Here is a 25,847-nt window from a genome sequence, read left to right on the forward strand (position 1 = left end):
CAACGCACATGACGAATGGACTCGGCAGCTGTGCGCACCGTTTCCGGGCACAGCGGAAAGGCGGCACCGTGCGCTACCGGCCCACCCCGGAGGACAAGTTCAGCTTCGGCCTGTGGACCGTCGGCTGGCAGGGACGGGACCCCTTCGGCGACGCCACCAGGACCGCCCTGGACCCGGCCGAGGCCGTGGGGAGGCTCGCGGAACTCGGCGCCTGGGGCATCACCTTCCACGACGACGACCTCATCCCCTTCGGCGCCTCGGACCGTGAGCGCGAGCAGCACGTCAAACGCTTCCGGCAGGCACTGGAGAGCACGGGCATGACCGTGCCCATGGCCACCACCAACCTCTTCAGCCACCCGGTCTTCAAGGACGGCGCGTTCACCGCCAACGACCGCTCCGTCCGCCGCTACGCGCTCCGCAAGACCCTGCGCAACATCGACCTCGCCGTGGAACTGGGTGCACGCACCTACGTCGCCTGGGGCGGCAGGGAGGGAGCCGAATCCGGCGCGGCGAAGGACGTACCGACCGCCCTGGACCGCATGAAGGAAGCCTTCGACCTGCTGGCCGAGTACGTCACCGAGCAGGGGTACGACCTCCGGTTCGCCGTGGAGCCGAAACCCAACGAGCCGCGCGGCGACATCCTGCTGCCGACGGTGGGCCACGCGCTCGCCTTCATCGAAAGGCTGGAGCGGCCCGACCTGTTCGGCGTCAATCCGGAGGTCGGCCACGAGCAGATGGCGGGCCTCAATTTCGCACACGGCATCGCCCAGGCCTTGTGGGCCGGAAAGCTCTTCCACCTGGACCTCAACGGTCAGTCCGGGATCAAGTACGACCAGGACCTGAGGTTCGGCGCCGGCGACCTCCGGCAGGCGTTCTGGACGGTCGATCTGCTGGAGAGCGCCGGATACGACGGACCGCGCCACTTCGATTTCAAGCCACCGCGCACGGAGGACTACGAGGGCGTGTGGACCTCTGCCGCGGGCTGCATGCGCAACTATCTGATCCTGCGCGAGCGTGCGGCCGCCTTCCGGGCCGACCCCGCCGTCCATGACGCGCTCGCCGCCGCACGCCTCCCCGAACTGGTGCGCCCCACCCTCGCCGAGGGGGAGAGCGTTTCCCAACTGCTCGCCGACCGGAGCGCGTTCGAGGACTTCGACGTCGAGGCCGCAGCGGCGCGCGGCATGGGCTTCGAAAAGCTCGACCAGCTCGCGACGGAGCACCTGATGGGGCTGTAGCCGCCCGGACAGCGGCCTGCCGTGTGCCCTCCGCGAGGGGAGGGCACACGGCAGGTCCGGTTCAGCGCCGGGGTGCGTCCGCCGGAATGCTCTCCGGCAGCCCGAACGTACGGAACAGGCGCGGGCCGAAGAACGCGGAGACCGCGCCGACCCGGTCCTCGGTGAGCGTGAGGACGTGCAGCTGGAACGGCAGGTAGTCGCCGCCCTCGTGTCGGCTGTAGAGGCCGAACGCGGGCTGCCCGTTGGCGTACGTCGCACGCATGAGGCCCTCGCCCGGGCCGATCGGGCACTGTGCGCCGATGAGCCGCCCGATGGTCTCCCGGCCGCGGAACCATTCCGGGAACGGGGGCATCTCCCAGGTCGCGTCCTCCTTGAAGAGCTGCACGATCGCCGCCACGTCCGAGTGCTCGAACGCCGTCGCGTACCGCTCCAGAAGCTCGCGTTTCTCCGGCTCGGTGGGCTCTGTCAGCTCCTCCTCCACCGGAGCCACCTGCTCCAGCTGGGCCCGTGCGCGCTGCAGCGCACTGTTGACGCTCGCCGTGGACGTCTCCATCAGCTCGGCCACCTCGGCGGCCCGCCACTTCAGTACGTCGCGGAGCAGCAGCACGGCCCGCTGGCGCGGCGGCAGGTGCTGCAGGGCGGCGACCAGGGCCAGCCGCATGCTGGAGCGGGTCACGGCCATGGCCGCGGGGTCGCTGGGCTGCTCGTCACCGAACATGGTGTCGGGGATGGGTTCCAGCCACGGCACCTCGGGAGCCTCGACCACGGGGCGTTCCGGGTCGTCACTGGGAGCCCCGATGCCGGACGGCAGGGGCCGGCGCCCCCTGCTCTCGATGGCGGAGAGGCACGCGTTTGTCGCGATGCGGTACAGCCAGGTGCGCAGCGAGGAGCGGCCCTCGAAGCGGTCGGCGGCCTTCCAGGCCCGCAGATAGGTGTCCTGGACGAGGTCCTCGGCGTCGTGCACGGAGCCGAGCATCCGGTAACAGTGCGCCAGCAGCTCTCTCCGGTACGGATGCGCACGGTCGAGAAGCTCGTCCCCGATGGACGCCTGGGTGGAGTCATCGAGGGTCTTGTCTGCCATGGTCGTCGCCTTTCGCCTCGCAGCGCTCACCGTCCGCGGCCCCGCGCCGACGGACTGCCCGGTGCGAACGGCCGGTGGCACCGCACGGAGACGGTCACCGGCCGCGGCCGGTCCGGCTGTCGCCGTCGATTCCGAGCCTACTGGCGGGGCCGCCCGCGCACCTGCCCGATGGGGAAAGAGCGGCACACCAAAACACCCTGTGCCACGGCCAGTTGCGCAGGGTACAGCGAGGCCCGGAGGGTGTGAGGTGCGGACGCAGAGAGGGGGAGCCTCTTTCCGGGAGGGCTCTCGCAGCCCCGGCGGAGGCTCCCCGCGGATCAGTCGTCCTTCTTGCGCTTCTTCTTGTTCTTCTTGCGCGCCTCCCGGCGGCTCCGGCTGAACAGCCAGCCCGCCGGGGGAGCGTCGGCCCGCCACGGCTGGGGCTCCGGGGGCCGGTCCCGCCAGCGTTCCTGGAGCATGCGGGTGCGGGCGGAGGGCTCACTCGTCTCGGCCTGGCTGATGAAGTGCTCGTCCAGCACAAGATCGTCGAGTTCGTCCCACCGGATGCCGCTTTCCTTGGACTCCTCTGCGTCACCATCCGTGTCCGGGGAGTCGTTCACCGATTCCGTCGTCCCGTCGTGCGGGCGGCCCGGTTCTTCGGGGGTCCGGTCGTCTCTCCCGTGTTCGCCGCCGCTCTCGTCCTGCCCGTGCTCCATGGACTGCCTCCGTCCGCCGACGTGTGGGTTCCGGCTTCACGTCGGGGCAACGGCCGTGCGTGCGTCCGCGCTCCGTCGGCACTGCGCACATCGCAGTTCCGAGGATACGCGGATTTCGTTGTTTGTGACGCAGATCACATTGACCTGTTCCCGGTTGCGAGGGTCTAGTTTCCCCCTGAAGCAAGGGCTGGAAGGAGGAGACCCCAAGAGGGAACTCCGAAAACAAGCCAAAACAGGGCCCTGGTCCTGGGAATCAAAGGAACGGTACATGGGCGTCCAAACGCCGAGCTCGCCACAGACGTCGAAGGCCGGCAACGCCGAGGGGCAATCCCCCGAAGGGCAGACTTCCGGTGACGCGACCCTCAAGGCGGGCCTGAAGAACCGGCACTTGTCGATGATCGCCATCGGCGGCGTCATCGGCGCAGGCCTCTTCGTGGGGTCCGGTGCGGGAATCGCCAAGGCCGGACCCGGCATCCTCATCTCCTACGCGCTGGCGGGACTGCTCGTCGTCTTCGTCATGCGGATGCTGGGCGAGATGGCGGCCGCCGACCCCTCGTCGGGCTCCTTCTCCACCTACGCCGACCGCGCCCTGGGCCGCTGGGCCGGATTCACCATCGGCTGGCTGTACTGGTTCTTCTGGGTCGTGGTACTCGCCGTCGAGGCGACCGCCGCCGCGGCCATCCTCACCAGCTGGATACCGTCCGTGCCCCAATGGGCCTGGGCACTGCTGGTGATGATCCTGCTGACGGCGACGAACCTGGCATCGGTTGGCTCCTACGGCGAGTTCGAGTTCTGGTTCGCCGGCATCAAGGTCGTCGCGATCGCCGCCTTCATCGTGATCGCGGGACTCGCCGTCTTCGGCCTGCTGCCCGGGACGGACGCCGTCGGTGCCGAAAACCTCACCGGGCAGGGAGGGTTCCTGCCCAACGGGCCAGGAGCGATCCTCTCCGGCATGCTCCTGGTGGTCTTCTCCTTCATGGGCAGCGAGATCGTCACGCTGGCCGCGGGCGAGTCCGCCGAGCCTGCGAAGATGGTCCGCCGCGCCACCAACAGCGTGATCTGGCGCATCGGCACCTTCTACCTCGGTTCCATCCTGCTGGTCGTCACCCTGCTTCCGTGGAACTCCAAGGCGCTGCTGACCGAGGGCCCGTACGTCGCGGCGCTGAACCAGATCGGCATCCCGCACGCCGGCACGATCATGGACGTCATCGTCGTCTCCGCCGTGCTCTCCTGCCTCAACTCCGGCCTCTACACGGCCTCGCGGATGGCCTTCTCCCTCGGCCAGCGCGGTGACGCCCCCAAGGCGTTCGGCAAGCCCGACAAGCGCGGGGTGCCGGCCGTGGCGATCTGGGCCTCCGTGGCCTTCGGATTCGTCGCCGTCATCTTCAACTACACCTCGCCGGACACCGTGTTCGAGTTCCTGCTGAACTCCTCCGGCGCCGTGGCACTGTTCGTCTGGCTCGTCATCTGCCTCTCGCAGCTGAAGATGCGGCCGATCATCGAGAGGGAGATGCCGGAGCGGCACACCGTCCGCATGTGGCTGTTCCCCTACCTCACGTACGCCACCATCGGCCTGATCATCTTCGTCATCGGCTTCATGTTCTACGACCCCGAGGGGCGGCATCAGATGATCATGTCCGTCGCGGTGGGCGCACTGGTGCTGGGCATCGGCATCGGCCGCCAGGTCAAGGCGAAGCGGGACGCTTCCGTCACCTCCTGACGACGGCCCCGCCGCATCCCTCGCGCGACAGCGGCCCCGGAGCAATGGCGCTCCGGGGCCGCTTTTTAGCGCACACTGCCGGGCGCATCGTGCGCTGTGGGGAGGGGAGTTGGGGCATCACCCTCGTCCGGCACCGCTCCTGGGACGGAGGTGCGCGTCACGTTTGGCCGGCCGGTGAGTCCGGCACGGCTCATACCCCGCGGCGGGTCATGCCGCGGGGTTCTCCAGGGTGCGGGTGCAGGGGAGTTCGGCCCAGACCGCGTGGCCGTTGTTCTCCGTGCCGCTGTCGCTCTCCGGGCGGATGCCCCAGTCCTCGGCGAGCGCGCTGACGAGCAGCAGCCCCCGGCCGCTCTCGCCGTCGGTGTCGAGGGCCCGTTCGGAGCCGGGCTCCTCGGGCTGCGCGCCGCCGCCCTGGTCGGCGACCTCCATCCGCAGCCGGAGACCGCTCAGCCACAGCACGCAGCTGACCTTCTCGCTCGCCGTGTGACGGACCGCGTTCGTGAAGAGTTCGGAGACCAGGAGCTGGGCGTCCTCGCACGTCTGCCGGTCGATGTGCCACTCCTGCAATCGCTCGACGACTCTTCTGCGCGCCGCGGCCACCGAGGCGTCGAGCGCGGGCAGATGGAAGGAGTCCTGGAGCTGCCGGGCGAGCGCGGAAGCGGAGCTGTGTCCTAACGAGAAGGCGTCATGGGAGGGAGCCACGCGCTCCACTATGCGGTTTGTCACTGACGGATGGCAAGGATCAACCTGTAATTTGCAGAATCGTTCAGGGCAGGCTGTCGCGCCCCCGCGGTGGCATGTCAAACTGCCTAACCATGACGGCAGTTGGAGGCGAGCAGTAGTGGTGGACTCACGGGCGGGCGGCGGTGCCCCCACCGTGCTGCGTGTGGTGCTCGGCAGGCGGCTGCAGCATCTGCGCGAGAAGGCCGGTCTGTCCTACGAGGAGGCGGGCCGGGCCCTCGACGTCACGCACGCCACCATCCGCAGGATGGAGAAGGCCGAAGTCGGCCTCAAGGTGCCCTACGTGGAGAAGCTGCTCCACACCTACGGGCTCGAGGAGGAGGGCGAGGTAGAGGAGTTCCTCGGACTCGCCCGGCAGGCCAACAGGCCCGGATGGTGGCACCGTTACCGCGACGTGCTGCCCGAATGGTTCAGCGCATTCGTCAGCCTGGAGAGCGAGTCCCGGGTGATCCGGGCGTACGAGCCGCACTACGTGCCCGGGCTGCTGCAGACGGAGAACTACGCGCGGGCCGTGCTGCGTTCCGGCATGCCGCACGCTCCCGAGGAGGAGATCCAGCGCCAGGTGGCCCTCCGGATGGAGCGGCAGACGGTGCTGACGCGTGAGGAACCGCCGCTGCTGTGGGTCGTCGTGGACGAGACGGTCCTGCGCAGGCCCATCGGAGGCGAGGAGGTCATGCGCGAACAGATCGACTATCTGGCAGAGGTGTCCGCGCGGCCGAACGTCCAGTTGCAGATCATGCCGTTCAGCGCCGGGCCCCACCCGGCCATGTACGGGCCGTTCCACCTCTTCAGGTTCCCCATCGTGGAACTCCCGGACGTCGCCTGTGCGGAGAGCCTGGTCGGGGCCGTGTACTTCGACCACGGCGACGACGTCTCGACGTTCCTGGAAGCACTGGACCGGATGTGCGCGCAGGCCGCGCCGTTGTCGCGGACCGAGGCGATTCTCAGTGGGATGCGCAAGGAGATCTGAACCATGGATCCTATATACAACGGCATGCCCGCCCGCCAACTCGGCACCGAGGGCTGGCACAAGCCGTGGAGCGGCGGCAACGGCGGCAGCTGTGTAGAGGCGCTCAAGCTCTCGGACGGCCGCGTCGCGCTACGGCAGTCGACCGATCCCGACGGCCCCGCGCTGATCTACACGCCGCACGAGATCGAGACGTTCATCCAGGGAGCGAAGGCCGGGGAGGCCGACTTCCTGCTCGCGTAGGGCTCCGTTCGGAGCTCGACGGGGGCTCGCACTGCTTCGTGCGGAGCCCGTGCACATGGAGAACCTTGTCCGGGCCGGCCACGGGGAGGCCCGGACTCCGCCCGTCCCCGCCTCCGGTGCGGCGGACGTGGACAGCGGCGCGGTGACCGCGGCCGACCCCCGAAGTGAGGGGTTTGACGGCCGTGGTTCCCGCGCCGTCCGTCTGCGGACGCCCCGTCAAATATGGCCGGGTGTAGGGATCTTGTCCCGGCGGAACCACGTATTCGGCACTCCGGCCGAATGCTGGACGACGTTCGAGTGAGGCCAGAAACGCTCATCGGGAGCACCGGTACCGCGCCTCTTGCCGGTCGTTTCCGCTGGTGGCATGCGACGTCGTTGTTGGCATGGACACATCTGTTCGGCCAGTGCCCTGTCACGTACCCGTGGCGGATGCTCCCTCCATGTCACCCCCCCATGAGAGGTCCCATGAAACTGAACAGAGGGGCAGTAGCGGCCACCGCCGCCTTCGCCCTCACCGGACTCACCACCCTTACCGGGGCTGCTCCCGCCACCGCGCAGGAAGCAGCCCCTGCGTATGTCGCCCTCGGCGACTCGTACTCCTCCGGCCTCGGAGCGGGCAGTTACGACTCGGGCAGCGGCTCCTGCAAACGCAGCGCCAAGGCGTATCCGCAGCTCTGGTCCGACGCCAACTCCCCCTCGTCCTTCGACTTCACGGCCTGCGCGGGCGCCCGCACGGACGACGTGATCAACGGACAGCTCGGCCCGCTCAACGACTCCACCGGACTGGTCAGCATCAGCATCGGCGGCAACGACGCCGGCTTCGGCGACACCATGACCACCTGCGTGCTCAAGGGCGAGAGCGCGTGCCTGCAAAAGGTCGAGCAGGCCCGCGAGTACATCGCGAACACCCTTCCCGGGCGGCTCGACAGCGTCTACGACGAGATCCGGGGCAAGGCACCCTCGGCCAAGGTGGTCGTGCTCGGCTACCCGCGCATGTACCAACTGGAGGGCCAGTGCAACGTCGGCCTCAGTGAGAAGTCCCGCGCGGCCATCAACTCGGCCTCGGACGACCTGAACGACGTCACGGCGAAGCGGGCGGCGGACCACGGTTTCACCTTCGGTGACGTGCGCGAGGGCTTCACCGGGCACGAGATCTGCTCGCCCGCGCCCTGGCTGCACAGCGTCGCCTACCCCGTCGACGAGTCGTACCACCCGACAGCGGAGGGCCAGTCGGGCGGCTACCTGCCCGCGATGGACGGCGCCGCCTGACGGCTGCCGGCCGGGCTGCTGCGGTCGCCCCGTGACGGGAGGCGTGAGCGTGCGCGCTCACGCCTCCCGTGTCATTCCGCTCCGGAGCGTGCCACCGCGAGGGCCGCCGCCGGGTCCCGCTCGGCGCCGCCCGCCGGCCACCACGCGCCGTGCTCGCGGCGGAAGGGCCACCAGCGGCCGTCCCGCCCGAGGCGCAACTGGGAGTCCTTTCCGGCGTCCGTCCAGCGGTTCGCCTCTGCCCGGAGCGGGGGCCGAGCCCCCTCGTGCTCCCAGGCGGACTCCAACTGGGCCTGTGCCCGGGCCAGTTCATCGGCGTCCGGGTTCCAGGTGTCCTCCAGCACGGCGAGTGCGGCGGCTCCGCCGAACTTCCAGGCGGCCACGGCCCGTTGCAGTGCCGCGTCGGCGTGCTCCGTACGGCCTCGGTCCGTTCCGGCCGGGCCACTGTCCGCGGTGTTCCGGGCCGAGGCCAGCCGCCGCACGGCGTCCGGTGTCGCGCTGTGGGTGGCGGCCATCCGGACGGCGTCCTGGTTCTCGGTCAGCGGCGTTCCCGGTGCGCTGTCCGCGTGCCCCGGAGAGAGGGCTTCGCGGAGCATCCTCCGCGCACGCGCGGCCGTGTCTGCGACGACGAACTCCAGTGCACCCGCGTCGAGTTCGGACCCCCGAGGGCCGCCGGAGCCGAGCGTAGGCGCAGTACCCGGCGTCTCCACCGGGGTGGGCGGCGGAGGCAGGGGCGGCAGGACGGCACCGAGGAAGAAGGCTTCCTCGGCCGGTACTCCGCTCGCCTCATCGGGGCTGTCGGGAGCTGCCGGGAGAAGGGAATCGGCCTCACTCTCTTCCGCGTCCCCGCGCGACGCTCCGTCGATGTCCGTCCCGTCCGGTGCGGTGGCCCGGGCGGCGGAGCGGGTCTGGAGTTCGTCCAGGACGGACCGTTCGGTCCTGCCGCGCAACAGCAGCAGGACGCACGGGTCCTCGTCGAGGATCCGTGCCGTCTGGTAGCAGAGGGCCGCCGTGTGTACGCAGTGGTCCCACGCGCCGCAGGTGCACTCCGCGTCCAGATCGCCGATCCCCGGCAGGAGTTCGACCCCCGCGTCCGCCGCGTCCTCGACCAGGCGTGGCGGCATGTCACGGTCGAGCAGTGCCGCGATGTGCCCCGCCTCACCGGCCGCCGTCTCCAGCAGCCTGTGCCACGCAGCGGCGTCCAGCTCCTGGAGCGTGACGTCGGCGCGGTTGTCCGTCCCGTCGCCGTCGCGCACCATCGCGGTGATCCGGCCGGGCCGGACGGACACGGCGCCGACGGCGCCCCGCCGGGCCTGTGAGCGCCCCTTCCGCAACTGCTGACTGTCGAGCGCCGAATCCTCCAGCGCGTCCACCCACTGCCGCCCCCACCAGGTGCGGGCGAAGCCGCGCCCCCGAGCCGGCGGCAAGGGAGCGAAGACGCGCTCGTGGCCGTCTTCCTGTGTGTTTCCGTCCCGCTGTGTCATCGGTCGTTCCCCCGGAGTGCGACGAGGCCGGCCAGTTCGTTGTCGGTCAGTTCGGTCAGTGCGGACTCGCCGGAACCGAGGACGGCGTCGGCCAGCTCCTGCTTGCGTGCCAGCATCTCCGCGATCCGGTCCTCCAACGTCCCCTCGGCGATCAGACGGTGCACCTGTACGGGCCTGGTCTGGCCGATGCGGTACGCGCGGTCCGTGGCCTGGGCCTCGACGGCGGGGTTCCACCAGCGGTCGTAGTGGACGACGTGCTCGGCGCGGGTCAGGTTCAGGCCCGTGCCCGCGGCCTTCAACGACAGCAGGAAGACCGGCACTTCACCGTCCTGGAAACGGCGCACCATGTCCTCGCGCTGCGCCACGGGCGTCCCGCCGTGCAGCAACTGTGAGGGAATGCCACGGGACGCCAGATGCTGCTCTAGAAGCCGCGCCATCTGCACGTACTGCGTGAAGACGAGCACTCCCGGGGGAGCGGCCCCGTCCCCGTGCTCGGTGAGCACGGTGTCGAGCAGCTCGTCCAGGAGCTCCAGTTTCCCGGACCGGCCGGGGAGACGTGGGTGTTCCTCCTTGAGGTACTGCGCGGGATGGTTGCAGATCTGCTTGAGGGACGTGAGCAGCCGGACGACCAGACCGCGCCGTGCGAAGCCGTCCGTGCCCGACACCTCGTCCAGTCCTTCGCGTACCACCGCCTCGTACAGTCCCGCCTGTTCCGCCGTGAGGGACACCGCACGGTCGGTCTCCGTCTTCGCCGGGAGCTCGGGGGCGATGCCGGGGTCCGTCTTGCGGCGCCGGAGCAGGAAGGGGCGGACGAGGGCGGACAGCCGTTCCGTCGCGGCGGGGTCGCCGCCCTCCACCGCGTCGGCGTGCAGGCGGCGGAAGGTGCCCAGCCGTCCCAGGAGCCCGGGGGTGCACCAGTCGAGAAGGGACCACAGTTCGGAGAGGTTGTTCTCCACCGGCGTCCCGGTGAGGGCCACCCGCGCACGCGCGGGAACGGTGCGCAGTGCCTTCGCCGTCGCCGAGAAGGAGTTCTTGACGTGCTGCGCCTCGTCCGTGACGACCAGACCCCACGACGGAGCGGGAAGCGAGGCCAGCCGCTGCGCGTCGAGCCGCATCGTCCCGTAGGTGGTGAGCACGAACTCGCCGTCCCCCAGCCCCTCCAGGCTGCGCGCTCCGCCGTGGTACCGGCGTACGGGAACACCGGGTGCGAAGCGCTCGATCTCGCGCTGCCAGTTGCCCATCAGGGACGTGGGGCAGACGACGAGGGTGGGGCCTGCGGTCTGGGGCCGCTGTTGCCGGTGCAGATGGAGGGCGATCAGGGTCACCGTCTTGCCGAGCCCCATGTCGTCGGCGAGGCAGCCGCCGAGACCGAGCGAGGTCATCCGGTCCAGCCAGGCCAGTCCCCGCAGTTGGTAGTCCCGCAGGGAGGCGGCCAGGCCCTCCGGCTCGGTCAGGAGCGGGTGTCGGCCGTCCTCGGGCTCGGCCAGGTACGCGCGCAGGCGCTCCAGGCCTCCGCCCGCGTGGACCTCCACCTGCTCACCGTCGTCCTCCGCCTTCCCCATGAGGACCGTGCCGAGGGCGGTCAGGGGCGTCACTTTCCGGCCGGCCCGGCGGTGCGCCCTGCGCAGGGCCGCCGGGTCGACGAGCATCCACTGGCCGCGGAGGCGCACCAGCGGGCGTCCGGACTCGGCGAGCTGGTCGAGTTCGGCCCGGCTGAGCTCCGCGTCGCCCAGGGCGAAGCGCCAGTCGAACGTCAGCAGGGCGTCGGGTCCGAGGAACGACGGCAGCCCCGAATCCTCCTCGGCCCAGGCTGCGGTGCCGTGCTCCATTCCGTCGCCGCGAAGCGGCTCTCCGTCCGGGGTGATGACGGCCCGGGTGGTGAGCGTTCTGGCGAGCGCCTTCGGCCAGTGCACCTGTACGCCGGCGGCTTCCAGGGCGCGGGCGACGGGCGTGCTCAGCAGCTCGCCGATTTCCTCGTCGGCGAGTTCGAGCGCGTCCGGTACCGCGGCGGACAGCAGCGGTTCCAGCGGTGTCCAGGCGGCGGCCGCGCGACGGAGGGTGAGCAGCAGGTCCTGGCGGGCCCGCGGCCCGAAGTCCGCCGCCGCCCGCGACGCTCCCGACCAGACGTCCGCCGCGTCCGCCACCAGAGCGGGATCCGACATGCTGTGCAGCTGGAGCACCCCACGGAAGCGCGGAGCACCCTCCGGGGCGGCGTCGACGTCCTCCGTTCCGCCGCCGTCCGGCAGTCCGGTGATCTCCACACGGAGGGACAGCCGGACCCCCGCGTCGTGGCCGGCGGCGACCTCGGCCGTCCAGTCGCGCAGGTGCGGCACGTGCTGGGGCGCCTCGGCGGTGAACGCGTCGCAGCCCGCAGCGAGTGGTGCGGCGGGGGTGCGGGGCAGGGTGTCGGCGACGCTGTCGAGGAATGCGCGCAGCAGGTGGTCGGGCGCGGGCAGCCGCAGCGTCTCCGCTCCTTCCGCGAGCGGTGTGGCGTGCGCGTGCGGTGGCATGGCGGCGACGAGCAGACCGATCCGCTCGTGGTCCTCGGCGTCCAGCGGGCCGAGCCGCCACGCGTCGTGACCGGACGGGCTCAGCCCGGGCAGCAGCCGCCCGCGTGCCGCCAGATGGAGGGCGAGCAGCGTCGCGGCTCCCCAGAACTCGGCCGACGAGGAGGCTGGTTCCGTGTCGTCGCCGCTCCGTCCCGCGGTCCGGGCGCGTGCGCGGGTGAGGACGGGCAGGGCGTCGCGCACGGGCAGCGACAGGGCGGGCACCTCCCGCGCTCGTATGTCCCCCGAGACGTCCGGCAGCGCGACGGTCAGTGTCACGAAATCGGCGCCGCCGGGGAGTGGCGGGGTTCCGTGGGTGTGCCAGAAGGCGATGCGGGCGGTGCGGGGCGGGTCGCCGGGGAGGAGGACGGCGTGGCAGGAGGTGAGGTCGTGGAGGTGGGCCGAGGAGAAAGGAGGGGAGGGAACGGGGGCGGACGGAGCCACGGGCTGTGCCACGATGCTGGCATTCCTCAAATTTGACTACTCTGGCGGGTCGCCGAGGGTACCCGACGCCGGACCTCTTCCGGAAACAGTTGTGGAACCTCAGCCTGGAAAGAGGCGTTCAATGGAGAAAGCGGCAGATGTGTGGCAGCCCTGCCGCCCTGAGGAGGGATGGGAAATGACCAACAGAGGCAAGATCGCCGTAGGCGGTGTGGCCGTGGGGCTGCTGCTGTGGTGGCTCACCTCGTTCTGGATCGCACTCCTGGTGATCGTCGGCGTTCCCGCGATCGCCTACCTTGCGCTGGACCCCTCCCAGCGCAAGCGGCTGCGCCGGGTGACGCGCAAGGAGATCGGCAGCTGAAGTACAAGCGATGGAGGGGCCCGCCGGATGTCCGGCGGGCCCCTCCATCGGCTGCGTTCGGGAGCAGGATCCCGGCCCGGCTCCGAGCGGTGCCGCCGTAGGGACGCTCAGGCCGCCGGCCGGACGGCGATGTCGTCGAGAGCCTTCAGCAGACCGGGCAGCTCCGGGCCGCGGCCCACCGGCAGTACCTCGCCCGGTTCGTCGTCGAGCAACAGGAAAGCGATGTCGTCGGTGCGGGCCACCATGCTCCAGCCCGGCCCGTCCACCCGCAGCGCACGGGCCTCGCCCGAGGCGAAGGCGGACCGTATGCGCCCGGGGGGCGGAGGCCGGTCGACGTACGCGCGCATGTCCGCCAGCGCCTTCCGGATGCCGCTGTTCGGCTCCTGACCCGGCTCGACGAACTCCACGTCGCCGTCGACCTGTTCACGCCACGCGGCCCACTGGAGCGCGATCTCGTCGGCGCCCATGCGCCGCTGCGCCGGCCCCCAGTGCTCCGTGTCCGGCGGCACCAGAGGGGCGTGCCCGGCTTCCTGGCCGGGCTCGGGCTCGGGGTCGTGCGGGGCGGGGACGCCCGGGGCCGACACGGCCAGCACCAGAGGCCAGCCGGGAAGCGCCGCGGCGATGGAACTGTCGCCGGGCGAGAGGTCGTATTCCATGCCGCAGTCCCAGGCGGCGATCGCACAGGCCACCAGCGTCACGTCGTCCGTGGCCACCGTCCAGCGGGCGCCCGTCCCGTCCTGCCCAAGCACCAGGCCGTAGCCCTCGGCGTACGGCTCCAGGCCGAGGGCGGCGCAGGCCTCCGGGTAGTCGTCGCCGAGCACGCTCGGGAACTGAGCGGGAGTGAGCAGCACTGCCGTCAGCACATACAGCGCATCGTCGTCCTCGGCGGTCACCCTGTCTCCCCTCTCGGCCAGTTGTCCGGGGAACCCTAACTCTAGAATCGGCGGACGGACAGAGCGGTTTGGTCAGCATCAGGGAAAGGACGCGACGTGCGGCGTTTCGATCGGCTTCAGAAGATTCTCCAACTCGACCCGGAAGAGGACTTCCTGGAGATCTACCGCTTAACGGCGGTCTACGAGTTCCCGTGGGACTTCGCCCGCGCCCTGGAACTCGCCCTCTATCGCACCTACGCCGTTCCCAGCATCGGCCGACTCCTCGCGGAGACGGCGGAACTGACGGACCGTACGCAGAAGCGGTACGACGACACGGCCCTCCTGCTGGACGCGGTGGTGGAGCACGGATTCGACTCCCGGGACGGGCGCACGGCGATCCGCCGCATGAACCAGATGCACCGCAGTTACGACATCTCCAACGAGGAGATGCGCTACGTCCTGTGCACCTTTGTCGTCTCCCCGAAGCGCTGGCTGGACGTGTACGGCTGGCGCCGCATGTCCGAGCACGAACTGCATGCGAGCGCGGTCTACTACCGCACTCTCGGCCAGCACATGGGCATCCGTGAACTGCCCCGGAACTACGCCGAGTTCGAGAAATGCCTGGACGACTACGAGGACGCCCATTTCGACTGGGACGAGGGTGGACGGAAGGTCGCCGACTCCACCCTGGACCTCATGGCGTCCTGGTATCCGGCGCCGCTCGCCCCTGCGGTGCGAAGCGCCAGCAAGGCCCTGCTGGACGACTCCCTGCTGCGTGCGTTCCGTTTCGAGCAGCCACGGCCGGCGGTGCGCGCGCTGGCACGCGGAGCCCTGCGCCTGCGCGGCCGGGCGGTGCGCCTGATGCCGCCGCGAAGCACCCCGCACTACGCGCGGCAGAACCCCGAGATCAAGGGGTACCCGGGCTATCCGGTCGGCTACGACGTCGCCGATCTCGGTACGTTCCCCGGCACTTCGGGCCCGCGCGTGTCCGGCTGTCCCGTGCCGCACGGAACTCGCGACACCGCCCAGGACTGAGGGCCGCCGGGGCGGCGCGGGGATCCGGCGCGTCAGTCCGTGGTGCGTACCGCCAGGGCCAGATAGCGGTCCGGTTCGTCGGTGAAGGACGTCAGGCGCCAGCCCGTACGGGCAAGCAGCGGGCCCAGGTTGGGCTCCGCGCGCAGGTCGTCCGGAGCCGGCTGCCGCCCGTGCCGGGCGGCGAGCGCGGCACGGCCGATGGGATGGAACAGCGCGAGCTGCCCGTCGGGCCGCACTGTCCTGGCGAGTTCGCGCAAGCCGGCCTCCGGGCCGGGCAGATGGGAGATCAGCCCCGCCCCGAAGACCGCGTCGAGGGCGCCGTCGCATACCGGCAGCCGGGAGACGTCGGCGACGGTCAGCCCGGCGTCCCGCTGCCGTCCTTTTCGGACCGCCGTGTCGATCATCTCCGGCGTGAGGTCCACTCCCAGCACGGTGCCTTCGGCACCGACTGCCGCCCGGAGCGCGGCCAGGGCCCGCCCTGTCCCGCAGCCCGCGTCGAGGACCGTGTCACCGGGGCGGAGCCCCATTTCGGCGACGGCCGCCTCGAAGGCCGGCCCGTCCTCGGGGAACTTCTCGTCCCAGCGGTCTGCACGGGCGGCGAAGAACTCCCGCACACTGTCCGGGTCGTTGGACTCGTTCCGGTCCGGACGGGGCTGGGCGGCGTCCGGGGCGTGCGTCGCGTCGTGAGGCATGCATCCATTCTCGCCATTCGCCGGGCGAACGGTGCACTGTGCGGCCGGGGACCGTGCACCGCTCGCCCCGTACGTCTCAGTCGGCGACGTCGGACAGTGCGACGACCTTGTCGACAGCCACCCTGACGAGGACTTCTCCGGGGACGGCGTTGCGGGCTCCGTACTCCTCCGCCTTGTCCTCGCCCATGTACCTGGCCGCGATCCGGGTGGCCCAGAACTGCCCCTCGTTCAGGTCGTCACTCATCCGTGCCCGGCCCTCGAGGACGACGAACCCGAAGGGTGGCTTCTCGTCGTCCACGCACAGGGCGATGTGGCCGTCCCTGGCGAGATTCCTGCCCTTCACGGTGTTCGCGCCGGTGTTGAACACCAGGTCGTCTCCGTCCAGTACGAACCAGACCGGGGCGACGTGCGGCCGGCCGTCGGCGCGTACCGTCGCCAGCTTGCCGGTGCGGGTGCCCTGGGAGACGAACGTCTGCCACTCCTGTTTGCTCATCTTCTCTGCCATGCGCCCATCCTGGCGCCGAGCTGTCTGGTTTGCTCGGCTTGAACGCCTGGTGTCCGGCTGATGGTTGCTCACCGCACTGTCATGGGTAAGGGTGGCACGGCAGGTGCCGAGGAGAAGGGGGACACGGGGATGGCACTGAACACAGAGCTCGACTGGCTGCTGGACGATCTCACCCAGCGGCTCTCTTCCGTACGGCACGGGCTGATTCTCTCCACCGACGGACTTGTCACGGCCAAGAGCCAGACCATCGAACGGCAGGACGCGGAGCACCTCGCAGCCGTCGCCTCCGGTCTGCACAGCCTCGCCAAGGGCTCCGGTACGCATTTCTCCGCCGGACAGGTCAGACAGACGATGATCGAGTTCGAGGAAGGCGTGCTGTTCGTGACGGCCGCGGGCGACGGAAGCTGCCTGTGCGTGCTGACGGGGCCGGACGCCGACATGGGGCACGTGGCCTACGAGATGACGCTGCTGCTGAACCGGGTCGGCGAACACCTCGGCCTGTCCGCGCGCAATACGCAGTAGGCGCCGGCTCGCCTCCCGAACTGTCGTGCCGGTCGGCCGAGTTGCCGCCCGTACGCCTCTGACCTGCGGTTTCGAGAGTTATCCACAGGGGCAGAGAAAATCTTGATCTGTCGCTATCGTCATGATTCACCGTAGTGGGAACGCAGCGAGTGATGACGGGGGCGACCGTATGGGGAAGAACGTCGCGATGGCCAGGGCAGCCAGGGAACTCGGCCTCAAGCCGAAGGAGTTGGAACTCGCCGTGCGGGAGGGCGAGGTGCACACGGTGCCGGGCCGCGAGGGCGAAGCCCGCAGGGTGATGCCGCGCGCGGAGCTCGACAGGCTCAAACAGATCCCGGGACGGGCCGACGGCCTGCGGGAACGGGTCCGGACGGTGACCACGAAGGGAGGCGCGGAGCTGCTGGGCATCGCACCGGCCCGGTTCCTCCGCCTCGCCCGGGGCGGTTGCTTCAGCCCCGCCCGGTTCTACGTCAACCGTTACGGCAGCACCGTCTGGCTCTATCTCGTCTCGGAGCTGCGGGAGTTCGCCGCCCGCAGGCCCGAACTGCTCAGCGGCAGGACGCCCACCGGGCTGCGGGTCCTGCTCGCCGAGGGCGCCGACTACCGCGCCAGGGAGTGGCGGAACCGCCGCGTCGGCCAACTTGTCCGCGAGGCCGTCGGCCCGTGGGAGCGGGCCGCCGCCCGTGCCGCCGTGCTCGACGACGAGGCGCTGCAGCAGGCCGTCCCCGTCGCGGAGGAGCGGGTGCGGCTGCTCTCGCTGCGGCCGCCGCTGGTAACCGTTCCGGAGGGGGCGGAGCCCACCCGGCGGGCCGCGGCGGTGATCTGCCGCGCCTCCGAGGAGGACGAAATCTTCTGCAGCCGACTGCTGTTGACGGCCGAACTCGAGGAGGCCCGCGCCGCAGACCTCGCCGGCACGGCATTCGACCCGTTCACCCCGCTGACCACATCGGTGCCGGGGATGAACGGGGAGTCCGGGCCCGAGCCGGCCGGAACCGGAGCCGGGACGCGGTCCCGCACGGCGACCGGCGGCCCCGCAACGGAAGCCCGCCCGGTCGACGGCCGCACACGCTCGTCCGCGCACCGCCCCCGCAGGCGGGCCCGACGCTGGTACGACCGGCTGCGCGGCGCCCGCAGGGCCGCCGCAGCGGGCAACGGACCGGCCGCACGCCTCGCACGGCTCAGCCGTTCAACGCCCTGAACAGCCCTTCCTGCATGACGGACACGATCAGACGGCCCTGACGGTCGAAGATCTGCCCGCGCGCCAGCCCGCGCGCACCCGTGGCGATGGGCGATTCCTGCTGGTACAGGAACCACTCGTCGGCCCGGAACGGACGGTGGAACCACATCGCGTGATCGAGGGAGGCCATGTCGAAACCGCGCTCGCCCCACAGCGGCTCGACGGGGATACGCACCGCGTCCAGCAACGTCATGTCGCTCGCGTAAGTGAGGGCGCAGGTGTGCACCAGCGGGTCGTCGCCGAGCGAGCCGGTGACCCGCATCCACACACCGCTGCGCGGCTCCACGTCGCGCAGTTCCTCCTCGCTCCACTTGAGCCGCTCCACATAGCGGATGTCGAACGCCATGCGGCGCTCCATCCGCTCCAGGGACTCCGGCAGTTCACCGAGATGGCTGCGGAGCTCGTCGGGCAGGCTCGGCAGGCTCTCCGGAGCGGGTACGTCCGGCATCCGCACCTGATGTTCGAAACCGGACTCCGGCTGATGGAAGGAGGCAGTCAGATTGAAGATCGTCCGGCCTTCCTGGACGGCCGTCACCCGCCGGGTGGTGAACGACCGCCCGTCCCGCACCCGTTCGACCTGGTACACGATCGGCACCCCCGGGATGCCGGGCCGCAGGAAGTACGAGTGCAGCGAGTGCACCGGGCGCCCGGCCTCCGTCGTGCGCCCCGCCGCGACGAGCGCCTGCCCGGCCACCTGCCCGCCGAAGACCCGCTGGAGGGACTCCTGCGGACTGCGTCCCCGGAAAATGTTCACCTCGATCTGCTCCAGGTCGAGCAGATCCACGAGCCGTTCGGCTGGGCTGGTCACGGCAGGCGCTCCTTCACGGTGGTCATGGCTGTCCCGGCTCCGCCGGCGTGCGCGGCCGGGGCCGCGCGGGTGCTCACATCTGGCCGACGTCGGTCACCTTGATCACGGCCCGGCCCTCTTCGTCGGAGGCGGTGAGGTCGACCTCGGCGGAGATTCCCCAGTCATGGTCGCCGTTCGGGTCCGCGAATGTCTGACGGACGCGCCAGAGCCCGTCCTCGGGCAGCTCCTCGATCTGCAGCAGCTTCGGGCCACGCGCGTCGGGGCCGGTGCCCAGCTCCTCGTACTCCTCCCAGTACGCGTCCATCGCCTCGCCCCAGGCGTCCTCGTCCCAGCCGGACTCGGCGTCCAGCTCGCCGAGCTCGCCCACCTTGTCCAGCGCGGCCAGCTCGACCCGGCGGAACATCGCGTTGCGCACCAGCACCCGGAACGCCCGGGAGTTGGCCGTGACGGGCCGGACGTGGTCGGCGCGCTCCTGGGCCTCCTCGGCGCTCTCGTCCTCGGGGTTGGCCAGCTGCTCCCACTCGTCGAGGAGGCTCGAGTCGACCTGGCGGACCATCTCGCCCAGCCACTCGATGATGTCCTGGAAGTCCTCGGACTTCAGGTCGTCGGGCACCGTGTGCTCCAGTGCCTTGTACGCGCTCGCGAGGTAGCGCAGCACGATGCCCTCGGTGCGGGCGAGCTCGTAGAAGGAGACGAACTCGCTGAACGTCATGGCCCGTTCGTACATGTCCCGCACGACGGACTTGGGGGACAGCGGATGGTCGCCCACCCAGGGGTGCGACTTCCGGTAGAGGCCGTACGCGTGGAACAGCAGCTCCTCCAGCGGCTGCGGATAGCTGATGTCCATCAGCCGTTCCATGCGGTCCTCGTACTCGACGCCGTCGGCCTTCATCTCGGCGACGGCCTCGCCCTTGGCCTTGTTCATCTGCGCGGCCAGGATCTGCCGCGGGTCGTCCAGCGTCGACTCGACGACCGAGGTCATGTCCAGCGCGTAGCCCGGGGATTCGGGGTCCAGCAGCTCGAACGCCGCCAGCGCGAAGGTGGACAGCGGCTGGTTCAGGGCGAAGTCCTGCTGGAGGTCGACCGTCAGGCGGATGGTGCGGCCCTCCGCGTCCGGCTCGTCCAGCTTCTCGACGATCCCGCCGTCCACCAGCGACCGGTAGATGGCGATGGCCCGGCGGATGTGCCGCAGCTGGGACTTGCGGTCCTCGTGGTTGTCCTCCAGCAGCTTCCGCATGGCGCTGAAGGCGTCACCGGGCCGCGCGATCACCGACAGCAGCATCGCGTGCGTCACCCGGAACCGGGAGACCAGTGGCTCGGGTTCGGAGGCGATCAGCTTCTCGAAGGTCTGCTGGCTCCAGCCCACGAACCCCTCGGGGGCCTTCTTCCGTGTCACCTTCCGGCGCTTCTTCGGGTCGTCGCCCGCCTTCGCCAGCGCCTTCTCGTTCTCGATCACGTGCTCCGGCGCCTGCGCCACGACGAACCCGGAGGTGTCGAAGCCGGCACGGCCCGCACGCCCCGCGATCTGGTGGAACTCCCGCGCGCGCAGGGTGCGGACGCGGCTGCCGTCGTACTTGGTGAGCGCGGTGAACAGCACCGTGCGGATGGGCACGTTGACGCCGACGCCGAGGGTGTCGGTACCGCAGATCACCTTCAGCAGGCCGGCCTGCGCCAGCCGTTCCACCAGCCGCCGGTACTTCGGCAGCATGCCCGCGTGGTGGACGCCGATGCCGTGCCGCACGTACCGGGAGAGGTTGCGGCCGAACTTCGTCGTGAAGCGGAAGTCACCGATGATCTTGGCGATCTCGTCCTTCTCCGCCCGCGAGCACATGTTGATGCTCATCAGCGCCTGCGCCCGCTCCACCGCCTGCGCCTGCGTGAAGTGCACGATGTACACCGGCGCCTGCCGCGTCTCCAGCAGCTCGGTCAGCGTCTCCGTCAGCGAGGTGGTGCGGTACTCGTACGAGAGCGGCACCGGTCGGGTGGCCGAGCGGACGACGGCCGTCTCGCGCCCGGTGCGCCGGCTGAGGTCCTTCTCGAAGCGGCTGACGTCGCCCAGCGTGGCCGACATCAGCACGAACTGGGCCTGCGGCAGCTCCAGAAGCGGAATCTGCCAGGCCCAGCCGCGGTCCGGCTCGGCGTAGAAGTGGAACTCGTCCATCACGACCTGGCCGATGTCGGCGTTCGCGCCGTCCCGCAGCGCGATGGACGCCAGCACCTCCGCCGTGCAGCAGATCACGGGCGCGTCCGCGTTGACCGAGGCGTCGCCGGTCAGCATGCCGACGTTCTCCGTGCCGAAGATCTTGCACAGGTCGAAGAACTTCTCCGAGACCAGCGCCTTGATCGGAGCGGTGTAGAAGGTCACCTCGTCGCGGGCCAGCGCGGCGAAGTGCGCCCCCGCGGCGACCAGACTCTTCCCGGACCCGGTGGGGGTCGACAGGACGACGTTCGCCCCGGAGACCACCTCGATCAAGGCTTCTTCCTGGGCGGGATAGAGCGTGATGCCCCTCTCCTCGGCCCACCCGGAGAACTTCTCGAAGAGGGCGTCGGGGTCGGGGGTGCTCGGGATCTGGTCGATGAGGGTGGCTGTCACACCCCCATACTGCCTTCCCGGCCTCGCGATCACGGAACCGGTGGGTCTGCCGTGATCACCGGACGCTACGCTGTGTCGCCGACCGGTCGTCAGAAGCCGCAGGCCCGTCGGCCCGCGACATGAGGACACCCGGGCCAACTGCCCCGGCGGCCAAGGCCGCTGAGCGGCGGAGCCCGGACGCGGTACGGGACGACGGTGCCGGAAGGACCACGGCACCAAGAGCGACAACAAGGGTGGGGTACGACCATGATGGGACCGGCGCATTCGCTGTCCGGGGCAGCGGCCTGGCTGGGGGTGGGTGCAGCCGCGCAGGCACTGGATCACCCGATGCCCTGGCCCGTGCTCGTCGTCGGCGCGCTGATCTGCTCGGGGGCCGCGCTGGCGCCCGACCTCGACCAGAAGTCGGCGACCATCTCCCGGGCCTTCGGCCCGATCTCCCGAGGGCTGTGCGGGGTGATCGACAAGCTGTCCGAGGCCGTCTACAACGCCACCCGCGCCAAGGGCGAACGCCGCCGCAACGGCGGGCACCGCACCCTCACCCACACCGCGCCCTGGGCCGTGGCCGTCGGCGCCGGCTTCTCCGCCGCCGCCGTCCTGGGCGACAGGTGGGCGGTGCTGGTGATCCTCTTCATCCACATGGTGCTGGCCGTCGAAGGGCTCCTGTGGCGAGCCGCCCGCGTCTCCAGCGACGTCCTCGTCTGGCTGCTGGGAGCGGCGACGGCGTGGATCCTCGCCGGGGTGATGGACCAGCCGGGGAACGGGTCGAACTGGCTCTTCACCGGTGAGGGCCAGGAGTACATGTGGCTCGGGCTGCCGATCGTGCTCGGGGCGCTGGTGCACAGCATCGGCGACGCCCTCACCATCTCCGGCTGCCCGATCCTCTGGCCGCTGCCGATAGCGGGCAAGCGCTGGTACCCGCTGGGCACGCCCCGGTTCATGCGCTTCCGGGCGGGGGCGAAGGTGGAGACCAAGGTGCTCATGCCGCTGTTCATGGTGCTCGGCGGCGCGGGCGGCCTGGTGGCGCTCGGCCTCTTCGGCTGACTCCCGCCCCGGTCACTCCGGGGTGCGTGAGCCGTGCCACGAGTGCCAGAGCGCGGAGTACGGGCCGCCCGCCGCGACGAGCGTGTCGTGCGGGCCGAGCTCGCTGATCCGTCCGTCCTCCACGACGGCGATCACGTCGGCGTCGTGCGCGGTGTGCAGACGGTGCGCGATGGCGACGACGGTGCGGCCCTCCAGCACCTGGGCCAGGGAGCGTTCCAGGTCGCGGGCCGCCCGCGGGTCCAGCAGCGAGGTCGCCTCGTCGAGCACCAGGGTGTGCGGGTCCGCCAGCACCAGCCGGGCCAGCGCGATCTGTTGGGCCTGCGCGGGCGTGACGGCGAGCCCGCCGGAGCCGACCTCGGTGTCCAGCCCGTCGTCCAGGGCGTCCGCCCAGCGGTCGGCGTCGACGGCGCGCAGCGCCTCCCGGAGCTGGGCGTCGTCCGCGTCGGTGCGGGCGAGCAGCAGGTTGTCACGCAGGGAGCCGACGAAGACGTGGTGCTCCTGGTTGACGAGCGCGACGTGCCGGCGCACCGACTCGGCGGGCATGCGGGCGAGTTCGGCTCCGCCGAGGGTGACCTCGCCCGTGCGTGGCCCGTAGATCCCGGCGAGCAGCCTGCCCAGGGTGGACTTTCCCGCGCCCGAGGGGCCGACGAGCGCGACGCGGGTTCCCGTCGGCACGCTCATCGTCACGCCGTGCAGCACGTCGCTGCCGGCGTAGTAGCCGAACCGCACGTCGTCGGCGGCCACGTCCCGCCCCTCGGGGGAGACGGAACCGTCGCCCGCATCGACCGCGATCTCGCGGACGCCCACCAGCCGGGCCAGCGACACATGGGCGGTCTGGAGCTCGTCGTACCAGCGCAGGATGAGCCCGACCGGGTCGACGAGCATCTGGGCCAGCAGCGCGCCCGTCGTCAGCTGGCCGACGCCGATCCAGCCCCGGCTGACGAAGTAGCCGCCGGCCATCAGCACGACCCCGATGATCAGGACGTTGGAGACGTTGATGACGGGGAAGAGGACCGAGCGGAGGTACAGCGTGTAGCGCTCCCATGCCGTCCACTCCCGGATGCGCCGCTCCGACAGGTCGACGCGCCGCCCGCCGAGGCGGTGCGCCTCCACGGTGCGTCCCGCGTCCACCGTCTCCGCCAGCGCGGCGGCGACAGCGGCGTAACCGGCGGCCTCCGAGCGGTACGAGGCAGGCGCGCGGCGGTAGTACCAGACGCAGCCGACGAGCAGCACCGGTGCGGCGATCAGCGCGACCAGCAGCAGCGGGGGAGCGGTCACCCCCAGGGCCCCGAGCAGCAGCGCCGCCCACACCACGCCGATCGACAGCTGCGGCACGGCCTCGCGCATGGCGGAGGCGAGGCGGTCGATGTCGGTGGTGATGCGGGACAGCAGGTCGCCCGTCCCGGCGCGCTCCAGCACGCCGGGCGGCAGCCCCACGGAGCGTACGAGGAAGTCCTCCCGCAGGTCCGCCAGCATCTGCTCACCCAGCATGGCCCCGCGCAGCCGCACCTCCCGCACGAACACCGTCTGGACGGTGAGGGCGACCACGAACACCGCGACGGTACGCCCGAGATGGAGGTCGTCACGCTCGCCCGAGGCCAGTTCGTCGACGACGTGGCCCAGCAGGTACGGGCCGACCATCGAGGCCGTGACGGCGAGGGTGTTGACCGTGATGAGCGTCAGGAACGCCCTGCGGTGACGCCGCAGCAGCTCCCGCACGTAGGCGCGTACGGTCGCGGGCCTGCCGACGGGCAGGATGGTGACGTCCTCCGGGGCGGCCGGATCGTATGCGGGCGGGCTGAGGCCGATGCGGCGGCCGGTGCCGGACCTCATGTGCTCACTGCTCCTTCTCCTTCGCCGGCCCCGCGCGGGGCGCCCGCGCTCTCGCCGTCCCGATGTTGTTGCGGGTCTCCGTTGATGCGGGACGGCGCGGACGAGGTGGCGTCGCGGGTGACGGCGGCGCGGTAGGCGCCGTCGGACTCCAGCAGTTCCCGGTGCGTACCCGAAGCCGTCGCCTTGCCGTCCGGGAGGAACACGACGTGCTGGGCGCGGGCCAGCAGCAGCGGACTGGAGGTGATGACCACGGTGGTGCGCCCCTCGCGCAGCCGCTCCACGGACCGTGCGATGCGTGCCTCGGTGTGCGTGTCCACGGCGGACGTCGGCTCGTCGAGCACCAGGACGGGTGGGTCGGTGATCAACGACCGTGCCAGGGACAGCCGTTGACGCTGGCCGCCCGACAGTGAGCGCCCGCGCTCCGTGATGCGCGCGGCGAGCGGATCGCCCGCAGCGTCGGGGCTGCCCTGCAGCAGGGCCTGCAGGACGTCGTCGCACTGCGCTGCCTCCAGCGCCCGCTCCCTCGTCACCGCACCGGACGTGGGGACGTCCAGCAGCTCGCCCAACGTGCCGGAGAGCAGCACGGGGTCCTTGTCCTGGACGAGTACGGCGCTGCGCGCGGCGTCCAGCGTCACGGCGTCGAGCGGTACGTGGCCCAGCCGCACCGACTCCTCGTCGTTCCCGCCGGGAGGGTGGCCGCCGAGCCGCTCGGCGAGCGTTCCGGCGGTGTCGGGGTCGCCGCAGACCACGGCGGTGAGCGTCCCGGCCGGGACGAGCAGGCCGCTGGCCGGGTCGAACAGGTCGCCGCGGAGGGCCGATTCGGGCACCTGCGCCGGTGTCCCTTCCTCCGCACGAGGGGAGGCCGGTTCCGGTGTCCGAACCGTGCCGCTGTCCCCGGCTGTCTCACGGCGGAGGGCGAGGACGCGGGCGGCGCGTTTGGCGGAGGGGCGGGAGAAGGAGTACGCCATGGCGAACTCCTGGAACATCCGCAGCGGGAAGAGCAGGAAGGTCACCGCGCCGTAGACGGTGACCAGTTCGCCCACTCCGATCTCTCCGGCGAGTGCGAGCCCCGTGCCGCGCCACACCACGCCGACCAGCAGGAGGCCGGGCAGGGCGACCTGCACGGCGGCGATGAGCGCCCACATCCGCGCCGTCCGCACAGCCGCGCGCCGCACCTCCTGCGAGGCGTTCCGGTAGCGGGTGAGGAACAGCTCCTCACCGCCGATGCCGCGCAGCACCCGGAGCCCCGCGACGGTGTCGGCGGCCAGTTCCGTGGCCCGGCCCGCCTTGTCCCGCTGTGTGTCGGCGCGGCGGGTCGCGGGCGGCAGCAGCGGCAGGACGCACAGCGCGAGGACGAGCACGCCGATGGAGACCAGCACGCCCAACTGCGGCTGGTAGAGCACGAGTCCGCCGCACACCCCGAGCGTCACCAGCAGCGCCGAACTGAAGCGTGAAGTGGCCTCCACGCACCAGCCGATCTTCTCGATGTCACCCGTCGACACGGCGACGACCTCACCGGCGGCCACCCGCCGCGTCAGGGCGGCCCCGAGGGCGGCCGTACGCCGGGCCAGGAGCTGTTGGGTACGTGCCGCCGAGGTGATCCAGTTGGTGATGGCGGCCCGGTGCAGCAGCGTGTCGCCGACCGAGACCGTCACGGCGATCACGGCGAGGAGCAGGCCGGCGCGGGCGAGCTGCGTCCCGGACCGGGCGACCGCCGCCTCCACGGCGATCCCCGCGGCGACGGGCAGCGCGGCGACGGATCCCATGTGCACGACGCCCCAGGCGAGCGCGCGGAGTTGGCCGCCGATCTGGCTGCGGCCGAGCCACAGGAGGAAGCGGAAGCCGGACCGGACGTCCGGCGTACCGGGGTCGGCATACGGAAGGTCACGGATCTGCATGGCGTCCCAGGCTGTTCGTTGGACCGACGGT

Annotated in this window: 22 protein-coding genes; 10 read left to right on the plus strand and 12 right to left on the minus strand. The window is 70.9% G+C overall.

Going from position 1 to position 25,847, the window contains the following annotated elements:
* The first annotated feature begins 68 nt into the window (after positions 1-68).
* Positions 69-1,235, plus strand: coding sequence for a xylose isomerase (gene xylA, locus HCC30_RS15875; RefSeq protein WP_169443326.1), 1,167 nt, complete (start codon positions 69-71; stop codon positions 1,233-1,235).
* A 61-nt stretch (positions 1,236-1,296) separates the two neighbouring features.
* Here xylA and HCC30_RS15880 read toward each other — a convergent pair whose 3' ends face one another.
* Both HCC30_RS15880 and HCC30_RS29190 read right to left on the minus strand, forming a co-directional pair.
* Positions 1,297-2,316 carry a sigma-70 family RNA polymerase sigma factor gene (locus HCC30_RS15880; RefSeq protein WP_169443188.1) on the minus strand — a complete coding sequence of 340 codons (1,020 nt, stop codon included), beginning with the start codon at positions 2,314-2,316 and terminating at the stop codon, positions 1,297-1,299.
* 317 nt (positions 2,317-2,633) lie between these two features.
* Positions 2,634-3,011: a hypothetical protein gene (locus HCC30_RS29190; RefSeq protein WP_346776648.1), complete on the minus strand. Its 378-nt coding sequence runs from the start codon at positions 3,009-3,011 to the stop codon at positions 2,634-2,636.
* Positions 3,012-3,279: 268 nt separating this feature from the next.
* Here HCC30_RS29190 and HCC30_RS15890 point away from each other — a divergent pair, with 268 nt between their 5' ends.
* Positions 3,280-4,731, plus strand: coding sequence for an amino acid permease (locus HCC30_RS15890; RefSeq protein WP_169443189.1), 1,452 nt, complete (start codon positions 3,280-3,282; stop codon positions 4,729-4,731).
* A 207-nt stretch (positions 4,732-4,938) separates the two neighbouring features.
* Here the strand turns inward: HCC30_RS15890 and HCC30_RS15895 are convergent, their stop codons facing one another.
* Complete coding sequence (locus HCC30_RS15895; RefSeq protein ID WP_346776649.1) at positions 4,939-5,433, minus strand: ATP-binding protein; 495 nt, start codon at positions 5,431-5,433, stop codon at positions 4,939-4,941.
* 139 nt (positions 5,434-5,572) lie between these two features.
* Here HCC30_RS15895 and HCC30_RS15900 point away from each other — a divergent pair, with 139 nt between their 5' ends.
* The 3 genes from HCC30_RS15900 (at position 5,573) to HCC30_RS15910 (ending at position 7,951) form a co-directional block, all read left to right on the plus strand.
* Positions 5,573-6,442: a Scr1 family TA system antitoxin-like transcriptional regulator gene (locus HCC30_RS15900; protein ID WP_169443190.1), complete on the plus strand. Its 870-nt coding sequence runs from the start codon at positions 5,573-5,575 to the stop codon at positions 6,440-6,442.
* A 3-nt stretch (positions 6,443-6,445) separates the two neighbouring features.
* Positions 6,446-6,682 carry a DUF397 domain-containing protein gene (locus tag HCC30_RS15905; protein WP_169443191.1) on the plus strand — a complete coding sequence of 79 codons (237 nt, stop codon included), beginning with the start codon at positions 6,446-6,448 and terminating at the stop codon, positions 6,680-6,682.
* 465 nt (positions 6,683-7,147) lie between these two features.
* Positions 7,148-7,951 carry an SGNH/GDSL hydrolase family protein gene (locus tag HCC30_RS15910; protein ID WP_169443192.1) on the plus strand — a complete coding sequence of 268 codons (804 nt, stop codon included), beginning with the start codon at positions 7,148-7,150 and terminating at the stop codon, positions 7,949-7,951.
* A gap of 71 nt (positions 7,952-8,022) precedes the next feature.
* On the opposite strand, the gene HCC30_RS15915 is transcribed toward HCC30_RS15910, so the two are convergent.
* Together HCC30_RS15915 and HCC30_RS15920 are read right to left on the minus strand one after the other, a co-directional pair.
* A complete protein-coding gene (locus HCC30_RS15915) occupies positions 8,023-9,375 on the minus strand; it encodes an SWF or SNF family helicase (RefSeq protein ID WP_346776650.1) in 1,353 nt (450 codons plus the stop codon).
* 53 nt (positions 9,376-9,428) lie between these two features.
* On the minus strand, positions 9,429-12,434 hold the full coding sequence (locus HCC30_RS15920; protein ID WP_346776651.1) for a DEAD/DEAH box helicase: 3,006 nt from the start codon (positions 12,432-12,434) through the stop codon (positions 9,429-9,431).
* A gap of 163 nt (positions 12,435-12,597) precedes the next feature.
* Here HCC30_RS15920 and HCC30_RS15925 point away from each other — a divergent pair, with 163 nt between their 5' ends.
* Positions 12,598-12,780 (plus strand): hypothetical protein, encoded by a 183-nt coding sequence (locus tag HCC30_RS15925; RefSeq protein WP_169443194.1) that lies wholly within the window; start codon positions 12,598-12,600, stop codon positions 12,778-12,780.
* Between the two features lie 107 nt (positions 12,781-12,887).
* On the opposite strand, the gene HCC30_RS15930 is transcribed toward HCC30_RS15925, so the two are convergent.
* Positions 12,888-13,673, minus strand: coding sequence for a hypothetical protein (locus HCC30_RS15930; protein WP_169443195.1), 786 nt, complete (start codon positions 13,671-13,673; stop codon positions 12,888-12,890).
* Positions 13,674-13,769: 96 nt separating this feature from the next.
* Here HCC30_RS15930 and HCC30_RS15935 point away from each other — a divergent pair, with 96 nt between their 5' ends.
* A complete protein-coding gene (locus HCC30_RS15935; protein WP_169443196.1) occupies positions 13,770-14,687 on the plus strand; it encodes an oxygenase MpaB family protein in 918 nt (305 codons plus the stop codon).
* Positions 14,688-14,719: 32 nt separating this feature from the next.
* On the opposite strand, the gene HCC30_RS15940 is transcribed toward HCC30_RS15935, so the two are convergent.
* A complete protein-coding gene (locus HCC30_RS15940; protein ID WP_169443197.1) occupies positions 14,720-15,379 on the minus strand; it encodes a methyltransferase domain-containing protein in 660 nt (219 codons plus the stop codon).
* A gap of 76 nt (positions 15,380-15,455) precedes the next feature.
* Positions 15,456-15,884, minus strand: coding sequence for a PPOX class F420-dependent oxidoreductase (locus HCC30_RS15945; RefSeq protein WP_169443198.1), 429 nt, complete (start codon positions 15,882-15,884; stop codon positions 15,456-15,458).
* Between the two features lie 129 nt (positions 15,885-16,013).
* On the opposite strand from HCC30_RS15945, the gene HCC30_RS15950 reads away from it, so the two are divergent.
* The gene (locus HCC30_RS15950; RefSeq protein WP_169443199.1) at positions 16,014-16,406 is read left to right on the plus strand and encodes a roadblock/LC7 domain-containing protein; all 393 of its coding nucleotides are present in this window, start codon (positions 16,014-16,016) and stop codon (positions 16,404-16,406) included.
* A 169-nt stretch (positions 16,407-16,575) separates the two neighbouring features.
* Positions 16,576-17,604, plus strand: a complete 1,029-nt coding sequence (locus HCC30_RS15955; protein WP_169443200.1) for a DUF6397 family protein — start codon at positions 16,576-16,578, stop codon at positions 17,602-17,604.
* Here HCC30_RS15955 and tesB read toward each other — a convergent pair.
* Both tesB and HCC30_RS15965 read right to left on the minus strand, forming a co-directional pair.
* Positions 17,585-18,451, minus strand: coding sequence for an acyl-CoA thioesterase II (gene tesB, locus HCC30_RS15960; protein WP_169443201.1), 867 nt, complete (start codon positions 18,449-18,451; stop codon positions 17,585-17,587). The two genes, HCC30_RS15955 and tesB, sit on opposite strands and share 20 nt — an antisense overlap.
* Positions 18,452-18,524: 73 nt before the next feature.
* A complete protein-coding gene (locus HCC30_RS15965; protein WP_169443202.1) occupies positions 18,525-21,044 on the minus strand; it encodes a DEAD/DEAH box helicase in 2,520 nt (839 codons plus the stop codon).
* Between the two features lie 246 nt (positions 21,045-21,290).
* Between HCC30_RS15965 and HCC30_RS15970 the strand changes: the two genes are divergently transcribed.
* Positions 21,291-22,085, plus strand: a complete 795-nt coding sequence (locus tag HCC30_RS15970) for a metal-dependent hydrolase (RefSeq protein WP_169443203.1) — start codon at positions 21,291-21,293, stop codon at positions 22,083-22,085.
* A 12-nt stretch (positions 22,086-22,097) separates the two neighbouring features.
* Here the strand turns inward: HCC30_RS15970 and HCC30_RS15975 are convergent, their stop codons facing one another.
* A complete protein-coding gene (locus HCC30_RS15975) occupies positions 22,098-23,918 on the minus strand; it encodes an ABC transporter ATP-binding protein (RefSeq protein WP_169443204.1) in 1,821 nt (606 codons plus the stop codon).
* Positions 23,915-25,816: an ABC transporter ATP-binding protein gene (locus tag HCC30_RS15980; protein ID WP_169443205.1), complete on the minus strand. Its 1,902-nt coding sequence runs from the start codon at positions 25,814-25,816 to the stop codon at positions 23,915-23,917. The genes HCC30_RS15975 and HCC30_RS15980 overlap by 4 nt, the downstream gene beginning before the upstream one ends.
* Positions 25,817-25,847 lie beyond the last annotated feature (31 nt).

The sequence above is a fragment of the Streptomyces sp. HNM0574 genome (genome assembly GCF_012726235.1).
In the GTDB taxonomy this organism is placed as follows: Bacteria; Actinomycetota; Actinomycetes; order Streptomycetales; family Streptomycetaceae; genus Streptomyces.

Coding starts and splice junctions, on each gene's coding strand:
- HCC30_RS15880 (WP_169443188.1), bottom strand. CDS start 2,316: ATGGCAGACAAGACCCTCGATGACTCCACCCAGGCGTCCATCGGGGAC.
- HCC30_RS29190 (WP_346776648.1), bottom strand. CDS start 3,011: ATGGAGCACGGGCAGGACGAGAGCGGCGGCGAACACGGGAGAGACGAC.
- HCC30_RS15890 (WP_169443189.1), top strand. CDS start 3,280: ATGGGCGTCCAAACGCCGAGCTCGCCACAGACGTCGAAGGCCGGCAAC.
- HCC30_RS15905 (WP_169443191.1), top strand. CDS start 6,446: ATGGATCCTATATACAACGGCATGCCCGCCCGCCAACTCGGCACCGAG.
- HCC30_RS15910 (WP_169443192.1), top strand. CDS start 7,148: ATGAAACTGAACAGAGGGGCAGTAGCGGCCACCGCCGCCTTCGCCCTC.
- HCC30_RS15925 (WP_169443194.1), top strand. CDS start 12,598: ATGACCAACAGAGGCAAGATCGCCGTAGGCGGTGTGGCCGTGGGGCTG.
- HCC30_RS15940 (WP_169443197.1), bottom strand. CDS start 15,379: ATGCCTCACGACGCGACGCACGCCCCGGACGCCGCCCAGCCCCGTCCG.
- HCC30_RS15945 (WP_169443198.1), bottom strand. CDS start 15,884: ATGGCAGAGAAGATGAGCAAACAGGAGTGGCAGACGTTCGTCTCCCAG.
- HCC30_RS15950 (WP_169443199.1), top strand. CDS start 16,014: ATGGCACTGAACACAGAGCTCGACTGGCTGCTGGACGATCTCACCCAG.
- HCC30_RS15955 (WP_169443200.1), top strand. CDS start 16,576: ATGGGGAAGAACGTCGCGATGGCCAGGGCAGCCAGGGAACTCGGCCTC.
- HCC30_RS15970 (WP_169443203.1), top strand. CDS start 21,291: ATGATGGGACCGGCGCATTCGCTGTCCGGGGCAGCGGCCTGGCTGGGG.
- HCC30_RS15975 (WP_169443204.1), bottom strand. CDS start 23,918: ATGAGGTCCGGCACCGGCCGCCGCATCGGCCTCAGCCCGCCCGCATAC.
- HCC30_RS15980 (WP_169443205.1), bottom strand. CDS start 25,816: ATGCAGATCCGTGACCTTCCGTATGCCGACCCCGGTACGCCGGACGTC.